Below are 12,076 nucleotides of genomic sequence, written 5' to 3'. Positions count from 1 at the left end.
ACAACCCAAAATAGTTTTGAATTGTAGTGTCAAAGACAGTTTTAACTTCGCCAGAAGTTAAGTAATACTAAAGTAGACGCTAATAAATTCTTTCGAATTTATCGGCATTTTTCTTTCGAAAACTCTATAGAACAACAACTTTCATTGTCATTCCGAGAATTTAATATCAGCTTTCCAAATTTTTAAAGAGCAATATCACTCAGTAAGTTACCTTACTAAGCAACAATCATCTGTGTGGACACTTCGAACAAATTAGTTCTAAGTCGATAAGGAGGTGATCCAGCCCCAGGTTCCCCTAGGGCTACCTTGTTACGACTTCACCCCAGTCATGAATCACTCCGTGGTGAACGCCCTCCCGAAGGTTAAGCTATCCACTTCTGGAGCAACCCACTCCCATGGTGTGACGGGCGGTGTGTACAAGGCCCGGGAACGTATTCACCGCGGCATTCTGATCCGCGATTACTAGCGATTCCGACTTCATGGAGTCGAGTTGCAGACTCCAATCCGGACTACGACATACTTTAAGTGATTCGCTTACTATCGCTAGTTCGCAGCACTCTGTATATGCCATTGTAGCACGTGTGTAGCCCTACACGTAAGGGCCATGATGACTTGACGTCGTCCCCACCTTCCTCCGGTTTATCACCGGCAGTCTCCTTAGAGTTCCCGACCGAATCGCTGGCAACTAAGGATAAGGGTTGCGCTCGTTGCGGGACTTAACCCAACATCTCACAACACGAGCTGACGACAGCCATGCAGCACCTGTATCAGAGTTCCCGAAGGCACCAAACCATCTCTGGTAAGTTCTCTGTATGTCAAGTGTAGGTAAGGTTCTTCGCGTTGCATCGAATTAAACCACATGCTCCACCGCTTGTGCGGGCCCCCGTCAATTCATTTGAGTTTTAACCTTGCGGCCGTACTCCCCAGGCGGTCTACTTAATGCGTTAGCTTTGGAAAAGTTGTCCGAAGACCCCAGCTCCTAGTAGACATCGTTTACGGCGTGGACTACCAGGGTATCTAATCCTGTTTGCTCCCCACGCTTTCGTACATGAGCGTCAGTGTTGACCCAGGTGGCTGCCTTCGCCATCGGTATTCCTTCAGATCTCTACGCATTTCACCGCTACACCTGAAATTCTACCACCCTCTATCACACTCTAGTTTGCCAGTTCGAAATGCAGTTCCCAGGTTAAGCCCGGGGCTTTCACATCTCGCTTAACAAACCGCCTGCGTACGCTTTACGCCCAGTAATTCCGATTAACGCTCGCACCCTCCGTATTACCGCGGCTGCTGGCACGGAGTTAGCCGGTGCTTCTTCTGTCAGTAACGTCACAGCTAGCAGGTATTAACTACTAACCTTTCCTCCTGACTGAAAGTGCTTTACAACCCGAAGGCCTTCTTCACACACGCGGCATGGCTGCATCAGGCTTGCGCCCATTGTGCAATATTCCCCACTGCTGCCTCCCGTAGGAGTCTGGACCGTGTCTCAGTTCCAGTGTGGCTGATCATCCTCTCAAACCAGCTAGGGATCGTCGCCTTGGTAAGCCGTTACCTTACCAACTAGCTAATCCCACTTGGGCCAATCTAAAGGCGAGAGCCGAAGCCCCCTTTGGTCCGTAGACATTATGCGGTATTAGCCATCGTTTCCAATGGTTGTCCCCCACCTAAAGGCATGTTCCCAAGCATTACTCACCCGTCCGCCGCTCGTCATCTTCTAGCAAGCTAGAAATGTTACCGCTCGACTTGCATGTGTTAGGCCTGCCGCCAGCGTTCAATCTGAGCCATGATCAAACTCTTCAATTAAAAGTTTTTTGAAACCTAAGTTTCGTGCTCAATGAATTCTGTATAAATTGACTATGTTAGTCACTCATAAGAAATTGAGACTCTAAATTTTTGTGCGTCATTCAGTAAACTGAAATTCGCTGTTAGAACTCAATCTGTACGAGTGCCCACACAGATGATTGCTTCATATTTTTAAAGAACGATGTAACTAAACTTCGCTAGTTACCGCAGCCTCGCTGCGAAGTGGAGCGCCATATTAACCGCTTCACTTTTAAAGTCAACTAGAAAATTTAATTTTTCTTAATTAAGCTTTCCGTTTGGCTTTCCCTTCACTTAACTCGTTGCTTTTCAGCGTTGTGCTCCGTGTCGGTGGATGCGCATTATAGGGAAATCGAAAACTATTGCAACCCCTTTTTTGATCTTTTTGATCATTTATCTTTAAACCCTCAATACTCGGACTAATTCCGCAGATAAGGTGCAATCTTTTCAACAAGTTCTATATTTAATTATTGCGATATTTGATTAAGTCGTTAATATAGCAACCTTTCTTGTTAAATTAATGTGTATTCAACGTTTTTTGGTAGATCCTTATGAATATTCTCGATCGTAAGACACTATTTACTGTACTTCTCCTGGCAATACTGAGCTACGCGCTCGGTCATTTTGTACTGCTAAATAGTCAAGTAGATCCCGCCCTATTATTGGCGCTAGGCATCATAATTGGAGGTATTGCTTCAGCATTTGCTTCCTCAACAGGAAATACTGGTAGTAGTAGCATCAGTGGTTCGGTAGAAACAACCACACTCTATGTCGGTAATTTACCCTACAGAGCAAATGAGCAAGTTGTCCGCGATTTGTTCGAAGAAAAGGGACAAGTTTTTTCGGTTCGTTTGCTTAAAGATAAGAATACAGGTAAACGCCGAGGGTTTGGTTTTGTCGAAATGCCGCAGCCCGATGCTCTCAAGGCCATCAACGAACTCAATGAATCTGAGTTTCAGCAACGTACGTTAAAAGTCAGAGAAGCGAAACAAAAACAAGAGTCACTGACCACTAACGATCAAGACTGATCTCACTCATTTTACAATAGCTCGTTGTACACACTAACAGGGGTGGTGCCAATCTGGTTACCACCCCTTTTTTATTCCTGCAGTATTTTCGCACTTATACAAAGCTATATCGAAATGCCCCCACCATGCCCCGACGCTCTAGCCATCAACGAACTCAATGGATCTGAGTTTCAGCAACGTACGTTAAAAGTCAGAGAAGCGAAACAAAAACAAGCGTCACTGACCACTAACGATCAAGACTGATCTCACTCATTTTACAATAGCTCGTTGTACACACTAACAGGGGTGGTGCCAATCTGGTTACCACCCCTTTTTTATTCCTGCAGTATTTTCGCACTTGTACAAAGCTATATCGAAATGCCCCCACCATGCCCCGATGCTCTCAAAGCCATCAACGAACTCAATGGATCTGAGTTTCAGCAACGTACGTTAAAAGTCAGAGAAGCGAAACAAAAACAAGCGTCACTGACCACTAACGATCAAGACTGATCTCACTCATTTTACAATAGCTCGTTGTACACACTAACAGGGGTGGTGCCAATCTGGTTACCACCCCTTTTTTATTCCTGCAGTATTTTCGCACTTGTACAAAGCTATATCGAAATGCCCCCACCATGCCCCGATGCTCTCAAGGCCATCAACGAACTCAATGAATCTGAGTTTCAGCAACGTACGTTAAAAGTCAGAGAAGCGAAACAAAAACAAGCGTCACTGACCACTAACGATCAAGACTGATCAATCTGACGTCTGGTCGATCAATGTTATATGCCTGGGCTGCTGTCGCGTACCAATTCGTTAGTCCTGACTCAACGCCATTGCACTGAACTGGCCCCCTTGGCTCTTCCATGGTGCACCCTTGCGCCAATAAGGACGCAACACGCCTGGCAATTGCAGCACCTGAATCAATCAGGGTCACCGACTCAGAGATAACCTCACTCAAAGGTTTCGCAATAATAGGAAAGTGCGTACACCCCAGGACTAAGTGATCCAGCCCTGTGGCGAGTTCAAGTTGTTTGATCTCAGCGGCAAGCTGCTCACTATCAATCTCACCAGACCAATAAAACTGCTCAGCCAGCTCAACCAATTTAGTCGACTGATACAAATCAACCTGGCATTCGTTCGCGAATTGCGTAATGAGTTGTTGGGTGTATGTATTTCCGGACGTTGCAGGCGTCGCCAGTAAGCCAATATGTCGACTACGACTGGCGATGGCTGCAGGCTTGATGGCAGGCACAACTCCAACAATCGGGATAGAGGTTAACTGACGCGTGGATTCCAATGCATAAGTTGAGGCGGTATTGCATGCAATCACTATGATATCGACCGGATGCAACTCGCGATCAAACCACTTTATCAGGGCAGCCAAACGCTGCTGAATGGTCTGCTGGGACTGTAAGCCATAAGGCAGCAGCACGTTGTCCATCACATAGCTATAATCCGCATGAGGCAGTACTGCACGAATGTGCTCAAGCACGCTGGTTCCGCCGATACCAGAATCAAAAACGAGAATGTGTGGCACATGCGCTCCTTAATTACAGTTCGCGCGCAGTGTGCCACGGTCAGGGTTTAAAATAAATACTTGTGTCAGCTTAAGCCGAGTGGGTTCAGACGCTCTATTATACCTGCTGGTCTTGCTTCTCAGCTTGACGTGATTCCAGGGCGCTGAAGAAGCCTTCAGCATAATCCAGAAACTCATTCAGACGTGCCTGGCCCTCATTGATCCACGCCATAATATCCGGTAACTGAGCTTCTATACCCAGTCCTTTCGCCTCATCATGGATCCCTTCCAAACGCTGATCCAATGGCTGTAATGCTTTTTCCAGATCTTTCATCGGATTACTTTGCTGATACTGAGCAATCGCTGCCGAGGTTTTAGTCTGGCGCAAGTCCATGGTGAAGTTGACGATTTGTTCACTGTTAATGCCCAGCTCCTGCACTTTGGCAAAGGCATCGTCATAATCACCAGCAAAAAAGGTGTCGCTGACATCACGAATATCTTTCATCATATCATTGATGGCAGCCTGTTCATCTTCATTCAGCTCCCCATTCACACTGATAGAAAAGTTAAGTTCATGACTGCTCTGCTCACCATAAGCAAATCCTTCGCCATCGCCATTGCGCGCGTAACTGGCCGCCTTAGACTGACTCATCGCATCACTGAATGAAATTACCACTTCATCGCCTTCTGCTGTGGTAAAGGCGTATTCAGCCTGATTCGATAAGCTGGCAAACTGAGCGGCACTAACAGAGACTTGCTGAGGCTTAGGATCAAACAACTCTTTTTCAAATTCGTCCAGACCGTTAAAAATACCTTCTCGGGACTTTTCTATCCCATCTTCAATTTCATCATTGAATAAACCAGTGCCTTTTAACTCTTCGGACGCTTCATCAATCCCCATCTGCACGCCCTTGCGTGCTTGATCAAGCATACTCTTGAGTGTGTCGTCGTCTTCCCCTGCGGCTTTGGCTTTCTTCACAGCCCCCTGTACAAACCCCAACACATTTTTAACTATTTCCTCAAAATCAAACAGCGGCTTGTCTTTTTCTTCTTTTTTCTCAATGCCCAGCGCCTGCGCCAGTTTATCATCGAGCATTTTTGCCGCTGCCTGGGATTTGTTTCCGTGGTAACTATCCGTATTAATTGACATATTAGGGATAAGCGATTTAGCTTTACCCGCGTTATGCTGCATCGCCGGATTCAACAGCTGATTCAACTGTCCGATTTTCATGTCTGCTCTCCGCTTTACTTGATAGTTGGTTATCGGCCAAAACGCCATAAGCTTAAGTGTATTGTACAATAAAAGAGCAAAAAGTTTTGCTCTGTGCTGGACAAATCGAAAGCGCATCCTAAAATAGCGCCTCTTTGCATTAACTATGGTGGTTTTAATATGGCGGTGATCACGATTGACACTTCGACCTACGAGCAACAGTTGAAAGAAAAACAACAGCGGATCAGTGCGCAATTTGCCCGCTTCGATGCGCCACAGCTGGAAGTGTACTACTCCCCCAAAAGCCACTATCGTCAGCGTTGTGAGTTCAGAGTCTGGCATGATGGTGACGATCTGTTCCACATCATGTTCGACCAACAAACCAAAGAGAAGATCCGAGTGGATCAGTTTGATCCAGGTGCGCCTCTGGTCAATGAAATGATGCAAGTGATGATGAATAAACTACGTCACAACGAGATCCTGCGCCGTAAGCTGTTTCAGATTGACTATCTCACCACACTCAGTGGAGAAGTACTGATCAGCCTGCTTTATCACAAAGCACTGGACGATGCCTGGCAAGAAGCTATGCAAGCGCTGCGTCACGAGCTACAGCAGAGCTATAAAGTCGACTTTATCGGCCGAGCCAGAAAACAAAAAGTGGTATTTGGTGATGACTTTGTGACTGAACGGCTGACTGTTAATGACAGGCAGTACACCTATCAACAAGTCGAAAACAGCTTTACTCAACCCAATGCTGCAGTAAACGAAAAGATGCTGGCCTGGGCACAAGACTTGTGCGCACCACTGCAAAACGACTTACTTGAACTGTATTGTGGCAATGGCAACTTTTCCATCGCCCTGGCGGGTCAATTTAATCGGGTATTGGCCACAGAAATTTCTAAGTCTTCTGTACACTCAGCGCAATACAATATCGCAGCCAATAAGGTAGATAACCTTGATATCATTCGTATGTCGAGTGAAGAATTTACAGCAGCGATGAAGGGCGAAAAACAGTTCTCTCGCCTCAAGGGGATAGATCTACACAGTTACAACTGCCAGACCATTCTGGTAGATCCTCCGCGCGCAGGCATGGATGAATTAACCTGTAAACTGGTCAGCCAATACGACAACATCATCTATATTTCCTGCAACCCGGATACGCTGGAACGTGATTTGGAATTGCTGTGTGAAACGCATCAGGTGTCGCGTATCGCTATCTTCGATCAATTCCCTTACACCCACCATGTTGAATCGGGTGTCTTTCTAACCAGAAAGTAAATGCGAATGTAAGACATAAAAAAACCCGCGTCCATCGCGGGTTTTTTCATTCTGGCAAATTAAGATTTTTTTGCCAGATAATTAATCAATGCGGCAATGTCATCCGGTGAAGTCACACCCGACTCTCGCGACAAGATCAGTTTGTATTTACCATTGACGATAAACGTCGGTACACCACTCAATGCACCTTTGTCCTGCATTTGCTCTTGCGCACGTTTCATTTTCTTCGCTTTTGTGCGAACTGAGAAACTCTTATACAGCTTGTCAAACTTCTCGGCAGACACGCCCTGTGCAACAAACAGATCTTTGATGTCCGCTACTTCATTGAACTTACCGCGCTTGCCGTGCAAATGTGCAAACATGGCCGATACAATCTTGTCTTTTTGCGGCAGAACTGACGCTGTCGCCAATGCCGTGCTCATCATTTGCTGAATTTCAGGGTCTCTGACGCCAACAAAGTCGACGTGGCTCTTTTTGAACTTCACATCCTGATCCAGTTTTGGCTTAAATTCACCAATCAATGATTCAAAGTTGTTACAGGCAGGGCAATAAAAAGAGAAGTACTCTGTGACTTCAGGTTTCTTTGTACCGCGCTCCGCAACCACTTCATAATGCTTGCCTTCCTGGAAGTTAGCAGCATTGGCCATTAAAGGTAGGAACAGCGCCAATGCGGCGGCGCAAATAGATTTAAACATAGTCTGCTTCCCTTATTTTTCTAATAGGTGTTTAACCAGAGCATCAAGCTCAGCCTGACTGCTCAGCTCTCTCAGGTTAATCTTATATTTGTCGTTCACAACAAAAGTGGGGACACCCGTTAAGGCACCCGCTTTACTAAATGCATCTTGCTTCTCAACCATCGCTTTCTCAGCGCTGATCACCGGCATGCTTGCCATAGCAGCGTCAAACTGCTCAGCACTGATCCCATTCGCTTCCAGTAACTTTTTGACATCTTTTAAGTCTTTTAGTTGCACTTGCTGCACATGTATGGTGTTGAAGAGCTGGTCGCTCACCTGCTGTGCTTTACCATGGTGTTTTGCAATGATGTAGGCATAACTCAGGTTGCTCTGAACTTCTGGTGCCAGGCCACCCAGGAAGTTAACGTGGCTTTTTTCAAACACAGCACCTTGTGGCAGGCTTTTCTCCAGCGCTTTAGCAACCGGTTCGAACTGGAAGCAATGCGGGCAATAAAAAGAAAAGAACTCGGTGACTTTGGCCGACTCACTTTTTGTTGTCGTTAACGTCTGATAGTGCTTACCATCCGTGAAGTCGGCTGCCATTGCCAACACTGGCATACACAACGCAATTAGCGCAACCTTGATCGATTTTAACATTACTATTCTCTCTAAATTTTTATGGATAAAGACTGATCGCCGCTTCATCCAGAGCGGCAAGTTGTTCTTTTAATGCCAGGATCTGCTGTTCCCAGTATTTGTCTGTTGCAAACCACGAAAAGTTCCGGGGAAACGCCGGATCATGCCAACGCTTAGCCAGCCATCCCATGTAATGCACCATACGCATGGCCCTCAGCGGCTCAATTAAGGCGAGCTCGCGCGCATCGAACGAGGCAAACTCTTCATAGCCAGATAACAGGGTATCAAGTTGCATCACCTGATTCTGCCTGTCACCACTTAACATCATCCAGAGATCCTGAACCGCGGGTCCCTGACGACAATCATCAAGGTCCACTATCATTAACTGTTCCTGAGACCATAGAATATTGCCAGCATGGCAATCACCATGCAAACGGATCGGCTGGATTGGTGTGAATTTTTCTTCTGCTTTGTTAATGACCTGATCAAGCACGGTAGTAAATGCAAGCCGCAATGTATCAGGCAAGCACTCAGAAGCCAAAATATCGACACGCGGCTGATGCAGATAGCTGGTCACATCAATTGCCGGACGGTGCACAAAGTCATCCTGCTTCGCAACACTATGCAAGCGCCCAATATAACGCCCTAGCATTTCCAGATGATCCAGGTTGTCCACCTCGAACTGGCGACCTCCGACACTTGGAAACAGACAGAATCGATAGCCTTGATGCTCAAACAAACTGCGCCCCTCTACACGGTGAGGGGCAACAACCGGTACTTCAGCTTGCTGTAGGGCAAGCGTGAAGTCGTGTTCTTCCTGGATTTGCTCGGAATGCCAGCGTTCAGGACGATAAAACTTCGCCACGTAGCGACGGTTATCATCAGCACGAAACTGATACACCCGATTCTCATAACTATTGAGGGGCAACAACCCCGATTCAGGATAAACCCCGACGCTTTCAATGGCATCTAGGATCAGATCGGGCGTTAAATTTTGAAAGCTGAAATCTGTCATAATGTTTACCTTTCACTGCCCTGTTCCATAGACTGGCATAGGACAAAGTAACAAAAAAGCGGGCTACCCCGCTTTTATAATGTCTATCTGAGTTACCCCATTGTACCCTATCTCTGCTAACGACCTTTAAAAAAGTTTGTCGGCTGTGCAATAGACTCAGAGGGCGCATCTTTAACTGTGATGACGAACTCAAACTCGGTAACCGGTAACGTCAAATCGTAAGGGTCAATGACGACTGACAACGGCTGATCCACCGTCGAGCCAGCCGCAATATGGATCTCCTGTTTGCCCAGAATTGTGAAATCAGACAAACCGCGAATACTGATGAGGAAAGTTTGAGGCACTTGTGCTTTGTTGATCATCTTCAGTGTATACGTGTTTTCAACCAGCCCTTCTACATTGACGCGATACAACTGGTTTCTGTCTCTGATAATATCCAAATCGAGCGTTTTACGCATCGCAACATTGGCAACCAAAGCACCACTTAAGACAATCAGGATCAGCAGGTAGCCAATCAACTTGCCCCGCACAGCTTTGGTTTTTTCAATGCTGCTTTCCAAGTTGCGTTCCGTTGTGTATGAGATCAGTCCTTTCGGATAGTTCATTTTATCCATTACACCATCACATGCATCGATACAGGCACCACAATTGATACACTCGTATTGCAGCCCATTGCGGATGTCGATACCGGTCGGACAAACCTGCACACACAATTTACAGTCGATACAATCACCCAGATCCAGTGCTTTCGGATCCTCCTTACGACCACGAGGTCCGCGATTTTCGCCACGCGCGGTGTCATAGCTAACAGTGAAAGTGTCTTTGTCGAACATCGCAGACTGAAAACGTGAATAAGGACAAATATGCAGACACATGATCTCGCGCATCCAGCCGGCATTACCATAGGTACACAGAGTAAAGGTCGCAACACTTAACGCCGCATACCCCGAAGCTGAAAACATCAGCAAGTCGGGGAGTAATTCTCGAATAGGCGTGAAATAGCCGACAAACGAAATGGCGGTATACAGAGAAAACAGCACCCAACTAAGGTGTTTGGCTGATTTACGCCAGAACTTGTCAAAGTCCATGGGCCGCTGATCAAGCTTCTTACGCTGATTGGCGGTACCTTCCAGCTTTTCTTCAAACCAGATAAAAATGAACGTCCAGACCGTCTGCGGGCAAGTATAACCGCACCACACCCGACCATAGAAAGTCGTTACCAGAAACAAGGCAAAGGCCGCTATCATCAAAATAAAGGCCAGAATGGTGAGGTCCTGAGGCCACAGTGTCAGACCAAAAATATTAAATTTTTGCTCAAAGATATCGAACAGCACCGCTTGTTCACCATTGTAATTAATCCAGGGCAACAGCATGAATGCCAGCATGCCGATAAAGCCGACCTGCTTTCTGAGTTTTTGGTGCAATCCGGTGACGGCCCTGACATAAATGCGATTACGAGGGTTAAACCTGTCTGGTTGTAAATCGTCGGGTTTGTGGATTTTGACGTCGACGGGAATATTTTTGACCTTAATTTGCTTGTCCATCACAGCTCCTTACGCGCCTGGGACAGGTACTTGCTACAGTGACCTCTATTTTATATATGTAGTATATCAATCTGGATCAGATCTCGCTCATTTTAAAGGGAAAACCCGACATAAAACAGCATCGCGTTCATTTCGGGTAATAAAAAATTCTGAGCGTTAAACTTGCTTTTAATTCCGTCATTTTATTACACTGGCGACATCTTTTAGCTGTTTAGATCAAAGTTGTTGCAGTTATGAAAAAGTACTTAATTTTAGTCGTGGCAATACTGGCTCTGTTTACCATTGACCACCCAAGTATCAAAGAGCCGCGTGAGCAGATTATCCAGTACGGCGTTGATCTGCTTGGTGACACAAGCAAAGCCCAGTATAGCCTGGCAGCCAAGCTCGCACGCCAGCAGATCAAAAAAGAGCTAACCTTAACCGAGTCAGAGCAGAACTACATTATGTCTGCCCTGTCGACCAATGAAAAAATGAAAGTGTTTCACCTCAAGTTTTGTGAAGGCAATGAGCTGAATATGTACTTTTATGGTCCCAAGCTACTGGATGTGTGTGAAATCGCGGCCGGCTCTCTGCGTGAGGCGGGGTTGTAATGGACTTTTCTCAACTGAACAAAACCAGCGCAAAATCTTTCAATGAACAAAAAGCGCTGCTAAAGAAACTGAGCAAAGGCCAGACGGTGCTGTGTCAGCATTGTAAGCAGCCAATCCAACTTGACCTGACCGCTGCAAAGGGAACCAAAGGGAGTGCACATTGCGCAAAAGGCTGCACTCACATTGAACTGGATTTGATATAACTGAATTACTCGTTGTACAGGCCGCTCGCCAGAGCGACCTGCTCAATCAAGGCTGCATAGCCTTGCGCAAAGTCATTGGCTAAGCTCAATTGCTGGTCACAAAAGGCCGACATCTCTTGCCCCGACTGTTGACAAAACTGGGCTACTTGCTGTTCTTGCAAACTGAAAAATGCCAGTTGCTCAGTTGCCATTTGCAACGCCTCAACCAATTCTTGTGGCACCTCAGAAGCGGTCACTAAGCGCTCATAGTAGGGTTGGCTGGCCAGTAAAAAGCCCTGGCTCCACTGTTGCTTTTCCGACCAAGGAGACTGTGCGTGTGCAGGCAGAGCAAATTGATCAGAGAAAACCTGCTCGCTGATATGATGATGCAGTGCTAAGAAAGCAAACACAATGTGCTCTTCCAGCGCCTCATCATCCAGGCTCAGCTCGCTTAGCCATTGCTCTGGCTCTATCCCGTCCGGGCTACAAATCAACCCAAACAAATAGCCTTCAACAGCGCGCAGGCTCAATGCACCAGGCCGCTGCTCAAGATAATTAGTCAGCGCAGTTTGATGCTGCGCGTCGTAGTTAAACGTCATCATG

General features: G+C 46.4%; 11 protein-coding genes, 1 rRNA gene and 3 pseudogenes. 7 read left to right on the top strand and 8 right to left on the bottom strand.

Translation table 11 applies throughout. The features are described 5' to 3' along the window. Positions 1-267: 267 nt before the first annotated feature. Positions 268-1,800: ribosomal RNA gene (locus AT705_RS13815) — 16S ribosomal RNA — on the bottom strand. A gap of 569 nt (positions 1,801-2,369) precedes the next feature. Here AT705_RS13815 and AT705_RS13810 point away from each other — a divergent pair. The 4 genes and pseudogenes from AT705_RS13810 to AT705_RS25575 form a co-directional block, all read left to right on the top strand. Continuing rightward, the gene (locus tag AT705_RS13810; RefSeq protein WP_058797010.1) at positions 2,370-2,846 is read left to right on the top strand and encodes an RNA recognition motif domain-containing protein; all 477 of its coding nucleotides are present in this window, start codon (positions 2,370-2,372) and stop codon (positions 2,844-2,846) included. A gap of 141 nt (positions 2,847-2,987) precedes the next feature. Next, positions 2,988-3,089, top strand: a pseudogene (locus AT705_RS25715) (RNA-binding protein); the annotation flags it as partial. A 132-nt stretch (positions 3,090-3,221) separates the two neighbouring features. Beyond that, positions 3,222-3,335: pseudogene (locus tag AT705_RS25580) on the top strand (RNA-binding protein); the annotation flags it as partial. A gap of 132 nt (positions 3,336-3,467) precedes the next feature. Continuing rightward, positions 3,468-3,581: pseudogene (locus AT705_RS25575) on the top strand (RNA-binding protein); the annotation flags it as partial. Here AT705_RS25575 and murI read toward each other — a convergent pair. Continuing rightward, entirely contained in the window at positions 3,565-4,365 is an 801-nt protein-coding gene (murI, locus tag AT705_RS13805) for a glutamate racemase (protein ID WP_058797009.1), read from the bottom strand. The pseudogene AT705_RS25575 and the gene murI overlap by 17 nt on opposite strands. Positions 4,366-4,462: 97 nt before the next feature. Next, the gene (locus AT705_RS13800; protein ID WP_058798004.1) at positions 4,463-5,575 is read right to left on the bottom strand and encodes a DUF5610 domain-containing protein; all 1,113 of its coding nucleotides are present in this window, start codon (positions 5,573-5,575) and stop codon (positions 4,463-4,465) included. A 159-nt stretch (positions 5,576-5,734) separates the two neighbouring features. Between AT705_RS13800 and trmA the strand changes: the two genes are divergently transcribed. Continuing rightward, a complete protein-coding gene (gene trmA / locus AT705_RS13795; protein WP_058797008.1) occupies positions 5,735-6,832 on the top strand; it encodes a tRNA (uridine(54)-C5)-methyltransferase TrmA in 1,098 nt (365 codons plus the stop codon). Positions 6,833-6,891: 59 nt separating this feature from the next. On the opposite strand, the gene AT705_RS13790 is transcribed toward trmA, so the two are convergent. From AT705_RS13790 to ccoG, 4 genes are all read right to left on the bottom strand, one after another. Then, positions 6,892-7,527 carry a thiol:disulfide interchange protein DsbA/DsbL gene (locus AT705_RS13790; protein WP_010387104.1) on the bottom strand — a complete coding sequence of 212 codons (636 nt, stop codon included), beginning with the start codon at positions 7,525-7,527 and terminating at the stop codon, positions 6,892-6,894. 12 nt (positions 7,528-7,539) lie between these two features. Further along, positions 7,540-8,163, bottom strand: coding sequence for a thiol:disulfide interchange protein DsbA/DsbL (locus AT705_RS13785; protein ID WP_058797007.1), 624 nt, complete (start codon positions 8,161-8,163; stop codon positions 7,540-7,542). Between the two features lie 19 nt (positions 8,164-8,182). Beyond that, positions 8,183-9,157, bottom strand: coding sequence for a serine/threonine protein kinase (locus tag AT705_RS13780; RefSeq protein ID WP_058797006.1), 975 nt, complete (start codon positions 9,155-9,157; stop codon positions 8,183-8,185). Between the two features lie 116 nt (positions 9,158-9,273). Next, complete coding sequence (ccoG, locus tag AT705_RS13775; RefSeq protein WP_058797005.1) at positions 9,274-10,701, bottom strand: cytochrome c oxidase accessory protein CcoG; 1,428 nt, start codon at positions 10,699-10,701, stop codon at positions 9,274-9,276. Between the two features lie 233 nt (positions 10,702-10,934). Between ccoG and AT705_RS13770 the strand changes: the two genes are divergently transcribed. Continuing rightward, complete coding sequence (locus AT705_RS13770) at positions 10,935-11,291, top strand: hypothetical protein (RefSeq protein WP_058797004.1); 357 nt, start codon at positions 10,935-10,937, stop codon at positions 11,289-11,291. Further along, complete coding sequence (locus AT705_RS13765) at positions 11,291-11,494, top strand: hypothetical protein (RefSeq protein WP_058797003.1); 204 nt, start codon at positions 11,291-11,293, stop codon at positions 11,492-11,494. The genes AT705_RS13770 and AT705_RS13765 overlap by 1 nt, the downstream gene beginning before the upstream one ends. A gap of 5 nt (positions 11,495-11,499) precedes the next feature. Here the strand turns inward: AT705_RS13765 and AT705_RS13760 are convergent, their stop codons facing one another. Continuing rightward, positions 11,500-12,075 (bottom strand): UPF0149 family protein, encoded by a 576-nt coding sequence (locus tag AT705_RS13760; RefSeq protein WP_058797002.1) that lies wholly within the window; start codon positions 12,073-12,075, stop codon positions 11,500-11,502. Between the last annotated feature and the right edge of the window lies 1 nt (position 12,076).

The sequence above is a fragment of the Pseudoalteromonas rubra genome (assembly GCF_001482385.1).
Lineage (GTDB): Bacteria > Pseudomonadota > Gammaproteobacteria > Enterobacterales > Alteromonadaceae > Pseudoalteromonas > Pseudoalteromonas ardens.
The sequence above is the reverse complement of the archived record's forward strand: the minus strand, read 5'-3'. Positions and strand labels throughout refer to the sequence as shown.